19 protein-coding genes are annotated in these 16,862 nt (G+C 66.1%); 8 read left to right on the forward strand and 11 right to left on the reverse strand.

Annotated features, from left to right (window positions below):
- Positions 1 to 627, reverse strand: a complete 627-nt coding sequence (locus GU927_RS08005; RefSeq protein ID WP_161761838.1) for a DsbA family protein — start codon at positions 625 to 627, stop codon at positions 1 to 3.
- Positions 627 to 1,160 (reverse strand): DUF721 domain-containing protein, encoded by a 534-nt coding sequence (locus GU927_RS08010; protein WP_161761839.1) that lies wholly within the window; start codon positions 1,158 to 1,160, stop codon positions 627 to 629. Before GU927_RS08010 ends, GU927_RS08005 begins: the two co-directional genes overlap by 1 nt.
- A gap of 79 nt (positions 1,161 to 1,239) precedes the next feature.
- Between GU927_RS08010 and GU927_RS08015 the strand changes: the two genes are divergently transcribed.
- Both GU927_RS08015 and GU927_RS08020 read left to right on the forward strand, forming a co-directional pair.
- The gene (locus GU927_RS08015; RefSeq protein ID WP_161761840.1) at positions 1,240 to 2,301 is read left to right on the forward strand and encodes an A/G-specific adenine glycosylase; all 1,062 of its coding nucleotides are present in this window, start codon (positions 1,240 to 1,242) and stop codon (positions 2,299 to 2,301) included.
- A 71-nt stretch (positions 2,302 to 2,372) separates the two neighbouring features.
- Positions 2,373 to 3,524 carry an alkane 1-monooxygenase gene (locus tag GU927_RS08020; RefSeq protein ID WP_161761841.1) on the forward strand — a complete coding sequence of 384 codons (1,152 nt, stop codon included), beginning with the start codon at positions 2,373 to 2,375 and terminating at the stop codon, positions 3,522 to 3,524.
- Here GU927_RS08020 and GU927_RS08025 read toward each other — a convergent pair.
- Together GU927_RS08025 and GU927_RS08030 are read right to left on the reverse strand one after the other, a co-directional pair.
- Positions 3,509 to 4,132 (reverse strand): TetR/AcrR family transcriptional regulator, encoded by a 624-nt coding sequence (locus GU927_RS08025; RefSeq protein WP_161761842.1) that lies wholly within the window; start codon positions 4,130 to 4,132, stop codon positions 3,509 to 3,511. The genes GU927_RS08020 and GU927_RS08025 overlap by 16 nt on opposite strands.
- 147 nt (positions 4,133 to 4,279) lie before the next feature.
- Positions 4,280 to 4,789, reverse strand: coding sequence for a hypothetical protein (locus GU927_RS08030; protein ID WP_161761843.1), 510 nt, complete (start codon positions 4,787 to 4,789; stop codon positions 4,280 to 4,282).
- 357 nt (positions 4,790 to 5,146) lie between these two features.
- Here GU927_RS08030 and GU927_RS08035 point away from each other — a divergent pair, with 357 nt between their 5' ends.
- Together GU927_RS08035 and GU927_RS08040 are read left to right on the forward strand one after the other, a co-directional pair.
- Entirely contained in the window at positions 5,147 to 5,659 is a 513-nt protein-coding gene (locus tag GU927_RS08035) for a hypothetical protein (RefSeq protein WP_161761844.1), read from the forward strand.
- A gap of 9 nt (positions 5,660 to 5,668) precedes the next feature.
- A complete protein-coding gene (locus tag GU927_RS08040) occupies positions 5,669 to 6,118 on the forward strand; it encodes a DUF421 domain-containing protein (RefSeq protein WP_161761845.1) in 450 nt (149 codons plus the stop codon).
- Between the two features lie 88 nt (positions 6,119 to 6,206).
- Here the strand turns inward: GU927_RS08040 and GU927_RS08045 are convergent, their stop codons facing one another.
- The 3 genes from GU927_RS08045 to GU927_RS08055 form a co-directional block, all read right to left on the reverse strand.
- Entirely contained in the window at positions 6,207 to 7,331 is a 1,125-nt protein-coding gene (locus GU927_RS08045) for a site-specific DNA-methyltransferase (protein WP_161761846.1), read from the reverse strand.
- A gap of 88 nt (positions 7,332 to 7,419) precedes the next feature.
- Positions 7,420 to 8,061 (reverse strand): ribonuclease HII, encoded by a 642-nt coding sequence (locus GU927_RS08050; RefSeq protein ID WP_161761847.1) that lies wholly within the window; start codon positions 8,059 to 8,061, stop codon positions 7,420 to 7,422.
- 134 nt (positions 8,062 to 8,195) lie between these two features.
- Positions 8,196 to 8,702 carry a hypothetical protein gene (locus tag GU927_RS08055; protein WP_161761848.1) on the reverse strand — a complete coding sequence of 169 codons (507 nt, stop codon included), beginning with the start codon at positions 8,700 to 8,702 and terminating at the stop codon, positions 8,196 to 8,198.
- Positions 8,703 to 8,914: 212 nt separating this feature from the next.
- On the opposite strand from GU927_RS08055, the gene GU927_RS08060 reads away from it, so the two are divergent.
- The 4 genes from GU927_RS08060 to GU927_RS08075 all read left to right on the forward strand — a co-directional run bounded on the left by GU927_RS08060 (position 8,915) and on the right by GU927_RS08075 (position 12,610).
- Positions 8,915 to 9,205 (forward strand): hypothetical protein, encoded by a 291-nt coding sequence (locus GU927_RS08060; RefSeq protein WP_161761849.1) that lies wholly within the window; start codon positions 8,915 to 8,917, stop codon positions 9,203 to 9,205.
- Positions 9,177 to 9,881 (forward strand): winged helix-turn-helix domain-containing protein, encoded by a 705-nt coding sequence (locus GU927_RS08065; protein WP_161761850.1) that lies wholly within the window; start codon positions 9,177 to 9,179, stop codon positions 9,879 to 9,881. Before GU927_RS08060 ends, GU927_RS08065 begins: the two co-directional genes overlap by 29 nt.
- A 353-nt stretch (positions 9,882 to 10,234) precedes the next feature.
- Positions 10,235 to 11,329, forward strand: coding sequence for a carboxynorspermidine decarboxylase (locus GU927_RS08070; RefSeq protein ID WP_161761851.1), 1,095 nt, complete (start codon positions 10,235 to 10,237; stop codon positions 11,327 to 11,329).
- Between the two features lie 42 nt (positions 11,330 to 11,371).
- Positions 11,372 to 12,610: a saccharopine dehydrogenase family protein gene (locus GU927_RS08075; RefSeq protein ID WP_161761852.1), complete on the forward strand. Its 1,239-nt coding sequence runs from the start codon at positions 11,372 to 11,374 to the stop codon at positions 12,608 to 12,610.
- A 130-nt stretch (positions 12,611 to 12,740) separates the two neighbouring features.
- Here GU927_RS08075 and GU927_RS08080 read toward each other — a convergent pair whose 3' ends face one another.
- The 4 genes from GU927_RS08080 to GU927_RS08095 are packed head-to-tail and all read right to left on the reverse strand — an operon-like array spanning position 12,741 to position 16,862.
- The gene (locus GU927_RS08080) at positions 12,741 to 13,592 is read right to left on the reverse strand and encodes an endonuclease/exonuclease/phosphatase family protein (protein ID WP_161761853.1); all 852 of its coding nucleotides are present in this window, start codon (positions 13,590 to 13,592) and stop codon (positions 12,741 to 12,743) included.
- Between the two features lie 9 nt (positions 13,593 to 13,601).
- Positions 13,602 to 15,062 carry a xylulokinase gene (xylB, locus tag GU927_RS08085; protein ID WP_161761854.1) on the reverse strand — a complete coding sequence of 487 codons (1,461 nt, stop codon included), beginning with the start codon at positions 15,060 to 15,062 and terminating at the stop codon, positions 13,602 to 13,604.
- A complete protein-coding gene (locus tag GU927_RS08090) occupies positions 15,059 to 16,024 on the reverse strand; it encodes a sugar-binding transcriptional regulator (RefSeq protein WP_161761861.1) in 966 nt (321 codons plus the stop codon). The genes xylB and GU927_RS08090 overlap by 4 nt, the downstream gene beginning before the upstream one ends.
- A gap of 10 nt (positions 16,025 to 16,034) precedes the next feature.
- Positions 16,035 to 16,862, reverse strand: a complete 828-nt coding sequence (locus tag GU927_RS08095; RefSeq protein ID WP_161761863.1) for a carbohydrate ABC transporter permease — start codon at positions 16,860 to 16,862, stop codon at positions 16,035 to 16,037.

Genomic DNA, 16,862 nt, shown 5'->3' on the forward strand with positions numbered 1-16,862 from the left:
TTATTCCGCCAGTTCGGCGTCGATGATCGCCTTCATATCCTCGTAGGACATGTTGGAATGCTTCTCGCCATTGATGATGAAGCTGGGCGTGCCCTCGATCCCGTCGGCTTCCATGTTCGCCTCGAACTGCGCGACCATCGCCTCGGCCTTGGCACCGTCCTTCATGCAGGCGTCCATCGTGGCATCGTCCATCCCCGCCACCTTGCCGATCTGGCGCAGGTTGCCCACGACCACGTTCGGATCATCCGACGCCGCCCAGTCCTGCTGCTTTTCGAACAGCATGTCGACGATCCCGAAATACCGCATCTCGCCGCCGCAGCGGGCGATCATCGCGGCCCACAGGCCGTAGCGGTCGAAATAGACCTCGCGATAGGTGAAGCGCACCTTGCCGGTGTCGATGTAGTCAGCCTTGAGCTGCGGCCAGACGGTGGCATGGAAATTCGCGCAATGCGGGCAGGTGAACGAGGCGTATTCGGTGATCTGCACCTTGGCATCGGCCGGACCGACCGAGAAATCGGTGATCTCGACCGGCGCTTCGGTGGCGGTGTCCTGCGCCGTGGCGGCCACGGGCAGCAACCCCGCAAGGGCGATGGTGGCGGCGGCGGCGAGTGTTTTCAGCATGGTCATCAGCCTTTTTGTGTTCTGCGGCGAGTTAAGATGTTTTGGGCCAGCGCTTCAAGGGCGGCCCGAAGGTCGGGGTCGCCGATGGGGGCGGCGGTATCGCGCGCCTCGGCCACCACTTCGGGCGGAGGGGCGGGGGTGGCCTTCGGCGCGGGGATGAACTCGGCCTGCCCTTCCGAGAACCCCGTCGCGGCGGTCTGGGTCAATGCGATGCGCGAGATGGCGGCATAGCCGTAGACGGCGTTCACCTTTTCAACGATCCGCGGCAATTGCATCTGCACCATGGGTGCGTGGGCGGGGGCCACCAGCAGGGTCAGCACCGCGCCGAAACCGTCGCGCTTGTAGCCGATCTTGACGGGGCGGGTCATGGCGGCAAGCTCGGCCCCCACCACCTCGGGCCAGTGGGTGAGCAGGCGCATCACGGCGAAACCGCGGGATTCGCCGGCATGGCGGACCGGATCGCGCACGAAGCCGGACGCCGGTTCGAAGCCGCGCATCCGGCGGTTCGGGTCTGGCGGGGGAAGCGGTGCGCGGGTCATCTGGTCCTTCCGGGTTCGCCCGCTATTCTAGCGGTGGGGCGGCGCGGTGCAAATGACACCGGCAGGAAGGGCATAAAGAATGCGTGACAGCGACGCGAGCGCTTTGGCGGCGGACCTGCTGGACTGGTACGACCGCAACGCGCGGTCCATGCCTTGGCGCGTTCCGCCCGGGGATCGCAAGGCCGGTATCCGCCCCGATCCCTATCGGGTCTGGCTGTCCGAGGTGATGCTGCAACAGACGACCGTCGCGGCGGTGCGGGACTACTTCCGCCGCTTCACCGACCGCTGGCCCACCGTGGCCGATCTGGCCGCGGCCGAGGATGCGGCGGTGATGGGGGAATGGGCTGGGCTGGGCTATTACGCCCGCGCGCGAAACCTCCTGGCCTGTGCGCGGGCGGTGGTGCGCGATCATGGCGGGGTGTTTCCCGCCACGCGCGAGGGTTTGCTGACCCTGCCGGGGATCGGGCCCTATACCGCCAGCGCCATCGCGGCCATCGCCCATGACGAGGCGGCGACGGTGGTCGACGGCAATGTGGAACGGGTGATGTCGCGCCTGTGGCTGGTGACGGACCCGCTGCCCGCGTCCAAACCGGAACTGACGCGTCTTGCCGCGATCCTGACGCCTGCCACGCGGCCGGGCGATTACGCGCAGGCGGTGATGGACCTTGGCGCCACGATCTGCACGCCGCGCAATCCGGCCTGCGGCATCTGCCCGTGGCGCGACCCCTGCCGCGCGCGGGCCGAGGGGGTGCAGGCAACCCTTCCGCGCAAGGCCGAAAAGGCGGCAAAGCCCGTGCGTCAGGGTGTTTTGTGGATCGCGCGGCGTGCAGATGGCGCGGTGCTGGTCGAACGGCGGGCCGAGAGGGGGTTGCTGGGCGGGATGCTGGGCTTTGTCGGGTCGGACTGGGACGGGGCGGGGGGCGATGCGCCACTGGACCTGCCGTGGCGCCCGGCGGGCGAGGTGCGCCATACCTTCACCCATTTCCACCTGATCCTGACGCTGATGGTGGCCGAGGCGGGCATGGATGCCCGCCCGCGGCGCGGTGAATTCCTGCCGCGCGATGCCTTCCGGCCCGCCGATCTACCGACGGTGATGCGAAAGGCCCATGATTTGACCGCCGCCGCCCTTGCATCGCCTTGAGGCTGCCGCAAGGGCGGCATTACATTTGCAGCAGTGACGATGAACCGGTGCCGTTAAAGCGGGTGTCCCTGATGCAATCTGCCACGCTCGATCTGCAAAGCCCCCTGCGCGCGCTTCCGTTCTGGATGTCGCTGGCGCTTGTTCCGATGGCGGTCCTTTCGGCCGTGACGGGGGGATGGGGTGTCATCCTTCTGCCCGCCTCGACATGGTGGTTGTTCACGCTGCTCGACCGGCTGACCGGCAAGGAAGAGGCGAACCCCGACCCCGCCACGCCGGATGCCGCGCTGGGATGGTATCGCGCGATCACGCTGGTCTGGTTTCCGGTGCAACTGGCGCTGCTGGTCTGGCTGCTGTGGTATGTGCCGCGGGCCGGGCATCTGTCGATGGCGGAAAAGTTCGGCGTGTTCTTCGGGATGGGGGTCGTCGCCGGGACCATCGGGATCAACTACAGCCACGAGCTGATGCACCAGAAATCGGCGGTGGAGCGGTGGTTGGCGGACCTGCTGCTGGCGACCGTGCTGTACAGCCATTTCCGGTCGGAGCACCTGCGGGTCCATCACCAGTGGGTCGGAACCCCCGGCGATCCGGTCACGGCGCGGTATAACGAAGGGTTCCACCGGTTCTTTCCCCGCGTTCTGGTCCAGTGCCGCAGGTCGGCATGGGGGTCCGAGACCGCGATGCTGGCGCGTCGGGGGTTGCCGTGGTGGCACCGGACGAACCCCTATTGGCGCTACTGGGTGTTACAGGCGGGGATGCTGGGTCTGGCGCTGGCGCTGGGGGGCTGGGTCGGGCTGATGCTGTTCCTGTGGCAGGCGGTGGTGGCGGTGTGGCAGCTGGAGCTGGTCAATTACATCGAACATTACGGCCTGACCCGCCGCCATCTGGGCGAGGGGCGGTACGAGCATGTGATGCCGCACCATTCGTGGAACGCCACCTATCGGGCGTCGAACTGGCTGCTGATCAACCTGCAGCGCCATTCGGACCACCATTACAAACCCGACCGCCGCTTTCCGCTGCTGCAGACCTATGACGAGGACGCAGCGCCGCAATTGCCCTATGGCTATCCGCTGATGACCATCGCGGCGATGATCCCGCCCTTGTGGAAGCGGATCATGAACCACCGCGTCAAGGCGTGGCGGCGGCGGTTCTATCCGGACATCACCGATTGGCACGCCTATAACAAGGCGGTGAACCCGAGGCCCGCGCGTCAGGTCGGCGCGTAGGCGCGCAGGAAAAGCTTTACCGACCGGCCGACATGGGATTTCAGCGCCGTCTCGTCGGGGGTGCAGCCGCCGCAGAACCGCCGTTCCATCGCATCGAAGCCCAGCCACAGGGCGAGAAGATCCTCGGCCGCACGGGCGGGGTCGTCGAAGGCGACCAGCCCCTCGGCCTGCGCGCGGAGGAGGATGTCGGAGAGCAGGCGTCGCACCTGACCCGGTCCCGCCTCGAAGAAACGGCGGCCCAGATCGGGGTTGCGCTGCGCCTCGAGGCTGACGGCGCGGTCGAGGGCGAGGTGGCAGGGCTGCGTCAGCATCGATACGAGCGCGAGGCCGAAGCGGGTGAGCAGTTCTTCCAGCCCACAGCCGCCCGTGGGGGCAGAGCAGAGGGCCTGTTTCAGACGCTCCGTCTCGCGTTCGACGATGGATTCGAAGATCGTCGCCTTGTCGCCGAAATGGCCATAGACCGTGACCTTGGACACGCCCGACCGCGCGGCGATGGCCTCGATCGCGACGCCGTCGATGCCGCGTTCGGCAAACAGGGATTGTGCGGCGTCGAGGATCGCCTCGCGCTTTTCAAGGTCTTTCGGGCGACCAAGGGTCTTTAGCGCCATGTCGAAGGCCCCGCACGGTTCCTGTGCCGTCGGGGGGGACGCTACGCGCGGATCGGTTCCGAAACAAGTCATGGCCATGATCCCATGCGGAAAGGGGCGGCCGGTCGCACCTTGGCAACCGGCCGCCCCGCTGGCTGGCTTTGCGGATCAGTCGTCATGCGGTTGCAGGGCGACGAGCTCTGCCAAGGTGTATTGCGCGGGGTCGACCCCGATGGCGGCGGCAAGGGCAGCTTCGCCGGGGGTGACGACTTCTGCGGGGTTCGCCGCCTTGCGGTTCGCGCCCGAGAGGATGAAACGCTCTTCCGTCGTGTCGCCATCGGCGCGGGCCTCGATCAGGCGCTGAAGCTCGGCCGCGGTGTATTTGCCGGCTTCGACACCGGCCAGTGCGGCCAGTTGCGCCAGACCGGGGGCGTTCAGGTCGGAACCCGAGGTCCGGTTCGTGCCGGACAGGAAGTAGTCGAGGCGCGCCGTGTCGCCGTTTTGACGCGCTTCGGTGATGTTGATCAGTTCGGCGCGGGAGTAGCGGCCCGGTTCCACACCGGCGCTGAGGGCGAGTTGCACGTCGCCCGCATTCAGGCCCGGCTGGACGCTGGAGGCCGAGGCGGCACCGGCCAGTGCGGCGAGGATCAGGGCAGAGGTTGCGAATTTGCGGATCATGATGGTTCCCCTTTCAACGGGAGTGTCGGTCTTTGGACATGCATCCTCCGTTCCGTGCAGGGGTCTGCCCGGCCAGCGGTACGGCGATGCGGTGTTTTCAGTCTTTGCGGGGCGGCTTGGCCCCGTCAGGGAGCAGTCTGCGGGAATGTTCGGATCAGCACATGGTCTTGCCTGCGGTTCGTTTCGTCATGGCTAATAGATATACTGAACGGTGGCGTATGCAATATATAAATGAACGGTATCGTACAAAAACTTTCCGTGATCTGCGCGCCACGCTTTGCTGATGGTTCCGCGGGGCGGGACGGGGGGAACCAGTCGCGCGGGCGGGCGCTGTTCACGGAAGGGCGGAGGATGCGCATGACCGATGAACCAAGGGTGAAGGTGCCGATCCGTCCGGACGGGTTGCAACTGGACGACCATCCCGACTGGCAGCGACTCTTCTGGCGGGCCGAGCGGATCGGGTGGGCGGGCTTTGCTCTGGTGATCGGGATGGCGCTGGCGGGGCTGACGGGGCGCGGGGGGTGGCTGGCGGTGGCCGAGCATCGGGCCGGTGCCGCGCTGGTCGAGGCACCGCGCTTTTCGCGGCGGGGCGAGACGGCACTGATGGAGGTGGCCTTTGGCATCGGGGCGGGGCGGCATCTGCTGGCCATCGGGGGCGGGTTTCTGGCGCATTACGAAGTGGTGGGGATCGTCCCGCCGCCACTGCGGTCGGTCGCGGCGGGGGACGGGCTGGCCCTGCAATTCGACACGGTCGGGACCGCGCCGCATCGGGTGCGGCTTTATCTGCGCGCACGGGAGGCGGGGCTGATGCGGGCGCAGGTGGTGGTCAATGGCGCGGGGGTCGGGCTGCGCAGCCTGATCCTGCCATGAGGTGAGGCAATGGACAGCGTATTCCGGGCGGTGGCCGTCTATCTGGTGCTTCTGGTCGTCACGCGGCTATCGGGGCGGCGGACGATGGCCGAGGTGACGGCCTTCGACTTTCTCCTGCTGCTGATCATTGCCGAGACGACGGATCAGGCGCTGCTGGGGGACGACTTCTCGGTCACCAACGGGCTGATCGTGATCGTAACGCTGGCGGCGGTGGATGTGGGGCTGAGCTATGTGAAATCCTGGTCGCCCCGGTTGGCGCTGGTGATCGACGGGGCGCCGTCGGTTCTGGTGTCGGACGGGGTGGTGGATTGGGCTACGCTGCGGCGGGCGCGGGTGGATATCGGGGACGTGCTGGAATCCGCGCGGGACAAGCACGGGCTGAAGCGGCTGGACCAGATCGATTGCGCCGTGCTGGAAGTGGGCGGCGGGATCAGCATCATCCCGAAGGACGACCGCTGACGAAAAGACCCCGCCATGCGGACATGGCGGGGCAGTGGCACCGCGGGCGGACCACGGTGCAGGCGTAAACGTTAAATCTTCGGATTGATCAGTGCGGGCGGCCCTGATCGGCCTCCATCTCGGCGCGGATCTGCTGGCGCAGGATGTCTATGGGGATCATCTTTCCGTCCCGCTTGAAGTGCCAGTAGGTCCAGCCGTTGCAGGACGGCGCGCCTTCGTAATGGGCACCGACCTGATGGATCGAACCCTTCACGTCATTGCCGATCAGCGTACCGTCGGCGCGCACCTTGGCCTTGAACCGGCTGCCGATAGAGAACAGCTCCTCTCCCGGGCGGAGCATGCCGCGTTCGACCACCTGACCGAAGGGAACGCGGGGTTCGGCGCGCTTTGATCCGGTGATTTCCAGCGCCGAAGCGTCGAACTTGCGGACGCGGGCGATGCGGGCGGCGGCGGCCTTGCGGTAGCTTTCCTCGCGCTCGATCCCGATGAAGTCGCGGCCCAGCATCTTGGCCACCGCGCCCGTGGTGCCCGTGCCGAAGAAGGGGTCCAGAACCACGTCGCCCGGATTGGTGGTGGCGACGAGGACGCGGTGAAGAAGCGCCTCGGGCTTTTGCGTGGGATGGGCCTTGTCGCCGTTTTCGTCCTTGAGCCGTTCGTGGCCGGTGCAGAGCGGGATGACCCAGTCCGACCGCATCTGCACGCCGTCGTTCAGCGCCTTCAACGCTTCGTAGTTGAAGGTGTATTTGGCGGCTTCGTCGCGGCTGGCCCAGAGCAGGGTTTCGTGGGCGTTGGTCAGACGCTTGCCCTTGAAGTTGGGCATGGGGTTCGACTTGCGCCAGATCACGTCGTTCAGCATCCAGAAACCCGCGTCCTGAAGGGCGGCCCCGACGCGGAAGATGTTGTGGTAGCTGCCGATCACCCAGATCGCGCCATTGGGTTTCAGCAGGCGCCGCGCGGCGGCAAGCCATTGGCGCGTGAAGTCGTCATAGGCGGCGAAGCTGCTGAACTGGTCCCAATGGTCGTCGACGGCGTCGACCTTGGAATTGTCGGGGCGGTGGAGTTCGCCCTTCAGTTGCAGGTTGTAGGGGGGGTCCGCGAAGATCAGGTCGACAGAGCCTGCGGGCAGGCTGTTCATCACCGCGATGCAATCGCCGTCAAGTATCTGGTTGAGCGGAAGCGGTGCCGCCTCTGCTGCCTTGGTCTTCGTCGTCATCTCTGCCTCGTGTCGGTCGCTTGCTGCGCCGTTCTTGTTGGACACAAAGATGAGTCAGGACCGATTCGCCGTCAAATTCTTTTTTGAATCAATTAGTTACGGAAACTTCTTGATACAAGATATTGTGGACGGGCTTGAACGAACGCCTATGGTGTGGGGTAATTCCCAAATCTAGAAGCGCCTGGAGATGGGCCGGAGTCGGGTAGCCTGCGTTCACTTCCCAGCCGTAGCCGGGGTGCTGTTGCGCCAAATCCACCATGATCCGGTCGCGCGTGACCTTTGCCACGATGGATGCGGCGGCGATGGACAGGCAAAGCGCGTCGCCCTTCACGATCGCTTCGGCAGAGCAGGCGAGCGATCGGGGGATCATGTTGCCGTCGATGAAAGCATGATGCGGCTTCGTTGCCAGTCCGTGAACGGCGCGTTCCATGGCCAGATGGCTGGCGCGCAGGATGTTCAGGGTGTCGATCTCCTCGACGCTGGCATGGGCGACGCAGACATCGGCGCAGGACAGGATGGCGTCATAGAGCGCGTCGCGGCGGGCGGCGGTCAGCGCCTTTGAATCGGCAAGGCCGGGGGGGATGTTCTGCGGGTCCAGCCGGACGGCGGCGGCGGTGACGGGCCCCGCGAGCGGGCCGCGGCCCACCTCGTCCACGCCCACGACAAGGGTGAGGCCCCGGTCGATGGCGGCTTGTTCATAGGCGAAGGAGGGGGGCGGAACGGGCGGCATGGGCCAAGGACTAGCCCAAGGCGGCGCGGCGGGAAACGGGAAAAAAGGCGGGGGTAGGAGCTGCTCACCCTCCCACCCCCAGAGCGGGTGCGGCCTTGGCAAGGGACAGCCGCGCCCGTGATGCGGCCCGGTGGTCAGTACCGGGAGCCGCCCACCCGGAAGCCTGCATCGCGCAGGCATTGGTCCGAGTAGATCCGGTCATTCTGGCCGTAGATGCGCGCCGTGCGTGCGCAATGCTGCGGCAGGCGCCAGTCGAAGCCTTCGTCGCGCAGGCAGCGTTCGCCGTAGACGGTGGCGGTGCCGGTGTTGCCCGTGATCTCGATGGCGCAGACCGACGGGACGCGGGGGGCGCGGGCGGGCTGCGGGGGATAATAGGGCTGCTGCGGCTGGACGCGCGGGCGGTTCTTGTTGGCCTGATGCGCGATGATGCCCACGATGGCGAGCGCGGCCAGCGCCTTGGCCAGATCGTCATTGTCGGCGCGGGCGGGCACGGCGGAGCCTGCCAGAAGGCCCAGCGCGGTGGCAGCGGCGGCGACCAGCGCGATCAGGCGGCGGCTGATTTCCCGCGCCGGAACGGCCGCGGGGCGCGGGAGGTTCGAGGTGATGACCATGGTTTCGGCCAGCGTTTCCGAGCGGTACATATCGGTGGGCCTCCTTGTTTCCTGCATGTGGTCCGGTGCGGCGGGGCGCCGGTTGGTTCGATGCGGTCAGGCTGCGGGAAGGCCGTCCGGACAGGCAATAACGACAGGCTGTTATGGGATAGCAGGCCGCATAAACCCCCGCTGCGGGGCATTGTCATTGCCTAGCGCGCGGGGCGCGGGCAGAGTGTCGGCATGAACGGAGGTGTTCCCCGATGACGCGCCTTATCCTTGCTGCGGTTGTGCTGCTGGCCCTTGGGCAGCAGGCTTCTGCCGAGTGCTTTGCCGATTACAAGGCAAAGCAGGACGATCCGCTGCGCCTGCATTATGGCGTGGCGCGGGTCAGTGATTCTGCCTGCGCCGGTGGCCCCGGCGCGGCCGAGGGCGAGCTTGCCCCCCGTCTGGCGGCGGGTGGCTGGACGCTGTTGAACGTGCTGTCGGTCTTTGGCCCCGAGGGGCTTGGGGAAAGGAAATCGAGTGCAGGAGAATACTTCCTCCGCTTCTGAGAGCCTGAAGGCGGGGAACAGGGTTGTCGGCTGGGGGATCGCGGCGATCGTCGCCATCCTTCTGGGTGCGGCGGTGTTCCTGTTCCTGAACCTGCCGGATGCCAATGCCTTCAACGCGCGGGTGGAACGGCTGTTCGTCGAGAATGACGACCTGACCAGTTTCGCGGATATCAAGCTGCTGGAAATCCTCGCCCAATCGGGGACGGCGTTTTCCGAGGTGCTGGCGTCCTACCGCATGGTGATCTTTGTCTTGCTGGTGTTTTCCACCGCGCTGCTGTTGGCGGCGCTGGTGTTTCTGGTGACGATCATCGCGCTGAACCGGCGGATTTCGGCGATCCAGCGGTCGGGGATACAGGTGGCGAGCCTGCTGATCAGCCGCGAGGGGCGGGCGGTCTATATCAACGACATGGAGTTTTCCCTGACCGAGGCCGCGCTGGAGACGCTGTCCGTGCTGGCCGAGGCGCGCATGGATGACGAGGTGCTGACGGGCGCGCAGATCGAGGCGGTGATCTCGGGGCGGAGCGAGGCGGATTGCGACGAGGCGGCAGGGGCGACGCGGGTGAAGCGGCTGCGGGATGCGCTGGGCAACCAGTTGGTGAGCGAGCTGCTGGTCAAGACGATCGCGCGGCGGGGTTATGTGCTGGCCGTCGGGAAGGATGCGATCCGGATGGTCTAAGCCTTTGGGAACGCTGTGTTTACGGTAGGGTTTCGGGAAAGGCGGTCGTACCGGCGCTTGTGCCGACGGCTGTACCGCAGACTGTACATACGCACGGTGGGGTGCGGTGTCGTTAACCATGCCACGCGAATCGATCCGTGGTCCCACGGGGGGGAAGGATTTTCTGGCGAAAATCCTTGGGGCAAATCTTCTGCGAAGATTTGGACCTGACGGGGCGGGGTGGCGCGATCTTTCGCAGAAAGATCGGGGCAAAATCCTTCGCAGAAGGATTTTGCATTGGGCTTGCGCAGGGGGGGGTCTGGGCCTAGATAGCGCCGTTCCTGTTTCCCTTTGGACCCGGGGGGGATTCCGCAATGATCCAGACGCCGTTCTACCTGATCGACCGGGCGAAGCTGTCGCGCAACATGGCCATCATGGACGAGCTTCGGGCCGGATCGGGCGCGAAGGTTCTGCTGGCGCTGAAATGCTTTGCCACATGGCCGGTCTTCGACCAGATGCGCGAACATATGGACGGGACGACGTCATCCAGCCTCTATGAATTGCGGCTGGGGCGCGAGAAGTTCGGCAAGGAGACGCATGCCTATTCCGTGGCATGGCCCGAGCACGAGATCGCCGAGGCGGTGGGCTATGCCGACAAGATCATCTTCAATTCCGTGGGCCAGTTGGAGCGGTTCGACAACCAGTCGGCCAGCATCGCGCGGGGGCTGCGGCTGAACCCGCGGTTTTCGACCAGCGGCTTCGATCTGGCCGATCCGGCGCGGCCGTTTTCGCGGTTGGGCGAGTGGGATGCGGGCAAGATCGAGCGGGTGATGGACCGGATTTCCGGCTTCATGATCCATTACAATTGCGAAAACGCGGATTTCGACCTGTTCGACCGGCAGCTTGGCCGGATCGAGGAGGAGTTCGGGGCGCTGCTGTCGCGGCTGGAATGGGTGAGCCTTGGCGGTGGCATCCATTTCACGGGCGAGGGCTATCCGGTGGCCAGGCTGGCCGCGCGGCTGCGGGCGTTTTCGGAGCGGTTCGGGGTGCAGGTCTATCTGGAACCGGGCGAGGCCGCGATCACGGGGGCGGCGAGCCTTGAGGTGACGGTTCTGGATATCCTGAACAACGGGAAGGATCTGGCGATCGTCGACAGCAGCGTCGAGGCGCATATGCTGGACCTGCTGATCTATCGCATTTCGGGGAAGATGGAGGTCGAGGGCGACCACCCCTACATGATCTGCGGGAAATCCTGTCTGGCGGGGGATATCTTCGGCGAGTTCAACTTTCCCGCGCCGTTGAATGTGGGCGACCGGCTGAGCATCGCGGATGCCGCCGGATACACGATGGTCAAGAAGAACTGGTTCAACGGGGTGAAGATGCCGAGCATCGTCATCAAGGAGCTGGACGGGTCCATGACCGTCGCGCGCGAGTTCGGCTATGCCGATTTTGCCGGAAATCTCGGCTGATACTGCCGGTTGATCCGGCCCTTCCTGAAGGGGGTGTTTTGCATGAAACGCAACGTCTTGATCATTGGCGCAGGCGGTGTGGCGCAGGTCGTGGCGCATAAATGCGCGCAGCATAATGACCGGCTGGGCGATCTGCATATCGCCAGCCGCACGGTCGGCAAATGCGAGGCGATCATCGCATCGGTGCATGAGAAGCGCGCGATGAAGGTGCCCGGCGTCTTTGCCGCCCATGCGGTGGACGCGATGGACAGCGCGGCGGTGGCGGCGCTGATCCGGCGGCTGGGGGTGCAGATCGTCATCAACGTGGGGTCTTCCTTCGTCAACATGCCGGTGCTGGAGGCCTGCATCGAGACGGGCGTGGCCTATATGGACACCGCCATCCACGAGGACCCGACGAAGATCTGCGAGACGCCGCCGTGGTATGGCAATTACGAATGGCAGCGGCGGGAGCGGTGCAAGGCGGCGGGCGTGACGGCCATTCTGGGCGTGGGGTTCGATCCCGGTGTGGTGAATGCCTGGGCGCGGGTGGCGGAGGACCAGTTCCTCGACGAGATCACGTCGATCGATATCGTCGATATCAATGCCGGATCGCACGGCAAGTATTTCGCCACCAATTTCGACCCCGAGATCAATTTCCGAGAGTTCACGGGGACGGTCTATTCCTGGCAGGGCGGGGCGTGGCAATCGAACAGCATGTTCGAGGTGGGCAAGGTCTGGAACATGCCGGTGGTCGGCGAGCAGAAGGCTTACCTCACGGGGCATGACGAGGTGCATTCGCTGTCGGCGCGCTATCCGCAGGCGGATGTGCGGTTCTGGATGGGGTTTGGCGACCATTACATCAACGTGTTCACCGTGCTGAAGAACCTTGGCCTGCTGTCCGAAAAGCCGGTGAAAACGGCAGAGGGGTTGGAGGTCGTGCCGTTGAAGGTGGTGAAGGCGGTGCTGCCGGATCCGGCCTCGCTGGCGCCGGGGTATTCGGGGAAGACCTGTATCGCGACGATTGCGCGGGGGGTGAAGGACGGCAAGCCCGCGGAAGTGATGCTGTACAACGTGGCGGACCATGCGGAGGCTTTTGCCGAGGTCGGGTCGCAGGGGATTTCCTATACGGCAGGCGTGCCGCCGGTGGCGGCCGCGCTGTTGCTGGCAGAGGGTGTGTGGGACGTGGGGACGATGGTGAATGTCGAGGAGTTGGACCCCAAGCCCTTCATTAACCTGCTGAATGTCATGGGATTGCCGAACCGCGTGAAGGATGCAGGCGGAGATCGGGCGCTGGCGTTCTGAGGGTTGGCTTGGCGGGGTGGACCCCGCCCGACGGGATGGAGGGGGCGCGCCGGAGGGTGCGCCCTTTTGCTATGGGCTGTAGGGCGGAGAGTTGACCCCGTCTTGGGCGGGAGGCGGGGTGAACCCCGCCCTACAGGGTCAGGTCCATATGCAGGGGGAAGTGGTCCGAGGCGGGGTTGGTGGTGTCGGTCCAGACCTTCGTGACCAGCGGGGCGAGGTCGGGGGTCAGGAAGATGTGGTCAAGCTGGCGGAGGCGGGTTTGCCCTGCGATGACCTTTTCATGCGTGTGCAGGCCCATGCCGGCGGCGGGGTCGGTCAGGCCGTGGGCATAGCGCGCGCCGGGGTGGTAGGGGGTTTCGCCCAGCAGGGCGCGGTATTCGGCGCTGCGGGGTTCCATGTTGAAATCGCCCGCCCAGATGGCGCGGGTCGGGTTGGGGGGTTCGGTTTCGCCTTCGGTCCAGTTGCGGGAGGGTTCGTCGTCGGTACCGCTCCACGGTCCGCCTTCGGCGGCGGGGTTGGCGAGCACGTGTTGCAGGAAGGCGATCTGGTCGAGGCGTTCTTCCACGCCGACATGGGCGAGGTGGAGGTTGAGGAGTTTGATCGGGCCCGAGGGGTGGTCGATGACGGCCTCGAGCGCGGCGGTCTGGGTGTTGATGGGGTCGAGCATGCGGCGTTTCGGCAGGGGCCATGTGCGGGACCACAGGATGGGCCAGCGGGAGAGGATGAGGGGGCCGAACTGGCGGCGTTTCGTTCTCTCGCCGGGGAGGGCCATGTCGAAGGCGGGGGCGTAGACCATGTGGTGGTCGGGGAGGAGTTCGGACAGGATCGCGGGCTGGTCGTCGTGGTTTGTGCGGGACCAGTGGCGGTCGACCTCTTGCACCGCGATGAGGTCGCGGGGGCGGAGCGTGTCGGCGATGCGGGTCAGGTCATAGCGGCCGTCCGCGCCGAAGCCGTATTGGATGTTCCAGGTGGTGAGTTTCATGCGCGCAGGCTAGCCGCGCCTTGCGCTTTCCACCAGTGCGTCGAAGCGGGCTTTGCGCGTGGCGAGGCGGCGGGCCAGCGCGGGGTCGGGGTCCACGGTGCCGCGCATGGGCAGGGGGGCGGAGAGGACGTCGGTCGAGGCGCCCGCCGCCACGGCGGCAAGGCGGGCGGCGCCGGCGGGGCCGCCGATGTCTGACCGTGCAGGCAGGGCCACGGGTTCACCGATGGCGGTGGCGATGAGCGTGGTCCAGAGGGTCGACCGCGTTCCGCCGCCCACGGCGATGAAGCGGTGGGGGATCGCGCCGACCTCGCGCTGGGCGGCGATGCAGTCGGCGAACTGGAAGGCGACGCCTTCCATCGTGGCATAGCCCATCATCGCGCGGTCCACGCCGGGGTGGAGGCCTTCGAGACGGCCTGTGGCCTGCGGGCGGTTGGCGGGGGTGCGGATGCCGGTGAGGCAGGGCAGGAAGACGGGGGCGGCGTCGGTCTTGGTTTCATCCATCGCCTCGGCCTCGCCCGCCAGCGTGGCAGCGGTGGTGGCGGAGAGGCGGGCGGTCCAGTCCAGCGCCGCCGTGGCGGACATGACGACGCCCATCGACAGGAAGCAGTCGGGCGCGGCATGGGCAGAGGTGAGGATGGCGCGCTGGGGGCCGGGGTGAAAGGTGGCATCCACGATGCAGGCCACGCCCGAGGTGCCGATGGTGAGGACCGCGTCACCCGGGCGGGCGGCCCCTGCGCCGAGGGTGGAGGCCATGTTGTCGCCCGCGCCTGCGGCCACGGGGATGTTGGGCTTCATTCCCCAGCGCTGGGCGAGGGTCGGGCGCAGGCCGCCTGCGGCCTTCCAGGCTTGGGTGATCGGGGGCAGGTGGTCGGGGTTCCAGCCTGCCAGCGCGCAGAGGTCGTGGTCCCATGTGCCGGTGCGGCAGTCCATCAACTGGGTGCCGCCTGCGTCGGTGGGTTCGGAGGCGACCTCTCCGGTCAGGGCGAGGCGGACGTAGTCCTTGGTGAGCAGGAGCATCCGCGCGTCGCGCATGACCTGCGGTTCGTGTTTCGCGAGCCAAAGGAGCTTTGGCGCGGTGATGCCCGGGTCGGGGGTGCCGTTGGTGCGCCCGCCGATATCGGGGCAGCGTTGCAGGAGTTCTGCACATTCCGCGATGCTGCGCTGGTCGTTCCACAGGATCGCGGGGCGCAGGGGTTTCAGCGACTTGTCGAGGAGAAGGGCGCAGAGCATCTGGCCCGACAGGCCGATGGCGGAGACGGCGGCCATTTCGCGCGGGGCGGTGGCGGCGAGGCGGTCGAGGCAGGACCAGACGGCGGCGACCCAGTCGTCGGCGTCCTGTTCGGACCAGCCGACATGGGGGATCGATACGGCGATGGGCTGGGCGGCGTCGGCCAGCACGGTTTCGGCGTCTTGCAGGATGACGGCCTTCACACCGGATGTGCCGAGGTCGATGCCGATGGTCAGGGTCATTCAGATACCAATGCGCGGGCGGTGGCTTCTTCGGTGACGAAGGTGTTTACAAGGCCGAGGCCGAGGATGGCGCGGCAGACCGGCACCTTGTGCGCGCCCCCTGCGGCGAGGATCACGTTGGGGATGCGGGCAAGGTCGGGGATGCCGATGCCGATGACCTTTTCGTTGATCGGGTGGTCGATGGGGCGACCCTGCGCGTCGATCACGGTGCCGAGGATGTCGCCCACGCCGCCTGCCTTTTGCAATTCCTCGATCGTGGTGCCGCTCGGGAGCGCGTCGCGCATGAGGAGCGAGCGTTTGGACAGGTCGCCCGCCGCCATGGCCATGGCATCCACGCGGCGGATTTTCTCCAGCACTTCGCGGAACACGTCGAGTTGCATGATCGTGTCGCGGCTTTCGGCGCTGCCTGCATAGAGGGGGGCGGTGAAGTAGCTGTGCTGGGCACCCATCAGGTCGGCAAGGCGGGTGGTGATTTCGAAGCTGTTGAGGTCGGAGCCGCGGGTCAGGCCGCCCATCACAGAGATGACTTCGAGGTCGGGGCGTTCGATGGCGGCGAGGAAGCGGGTGGCGATGTTCAGCGTGCCGCCCCATGACATGCCAAAGCTTTTGACGGCGGGGTCGGCCAGCACTTCGGACAGAAGATTGCCCAGCGCCGCGCCGGTGATCGTCTGCACGTCGCCATCCTGCGCGGGGGCGGGGGCGACATAGGCCTGTTGCAGGCCGAACTTTTCGCACAGCGCCTGTTCGAGGTCGAAGCAGGCGGCATAGGCGGTGTTGAAGGTGATGCGGACAAGGCCCACGCGATGCGCCTCTGACAGGGCCTTGTTCACGCGAAGGCGGGTCGCGCCGAGCTTTTCTGCGACCTTTTCCTGTGTCAGCCCTTCGACGTAATAGGCCCATGCCACCCGCGCGAGAAAGCGCTGTTCGGCGTCGATCTGGGGCAGTTTGGGGGCGCGGGCCATCCGTTTCCTTTTACTTGACCGCGCCCATCGTCAGGCCGCGCACCAGATGTTTCGACGCGATCAGGGCGAAGATCAACACCGGGATCACGATCAGGGTCGAGGTGGCCATGATCTTTCCGTAAGGCACGTCATAGCCTTCCATGAAGGTGACGGCCATGGCGGGCGCGGTCTTCGCGGCCTTGGGGGCGAGGATGTAGGCGAAGAGGAGTTCGTTCCACGAGAAGATGAATGAGAGGATCGAGGATACGGCCACACCGGGCATGGCGAGGGGAAGGCAGATGGAGCGGAAGATGCGCCATTGCGAGGCGCCTTCCAGAAGCGCCGCCTCGTCCAGTTCGCGCGGGATGGAGCGGAACTGGTCGGTGCAGATCCAGATGACGATGGGCAGGGTGAAGGTCAGATACATCAGGATCAGCGCAAGGTGGGTGTCGCGCAGGCCAAGTTCGCGGCTGATGAGGAAGACGGGGAAGGCAAGGACGACGGGCGAGACGAAGCGGTTGGTGATGAACCAGAACCACAGGTCCTGCTTGCCGCGGAATTCGAAGCGGGCCAGCGCATAGGCAGCGGGCGTGCCGAGGACGACGGCAAGGGTCGTGGTGCAGACGGCGACGATGATGGAGTTGATGAGGGAGACGCCGACCTTATCCTCGAACAGCACTTCCCAGTAGTTCGCCAGCGTGGGGGTGAAGACCCAGACGGGCGGGGATTCGAGGGCGACGACCTGTGTCTTCAGGCTGGTGGTGACCATCCAGTAGAAGGGGAAGATGCAGAAGGCGCAGATCGCGACGAGGAGCAGCCCTTCGGCCCAGAGGGCGCGGCGTTGGACGGGGGCGGCCAT

Origin of the sequence: Paragemmobacter amnigenus, assembly GCF_009908265.2 — a bacterium.
GTDB classification, from domain to species: Bacteria; Pseudomonadota; Alphaproteobacteria; order Rhodobacterales; family Rhodobacteraceae; genus Paragemmobacter; species Paragemmobacter amnigenus.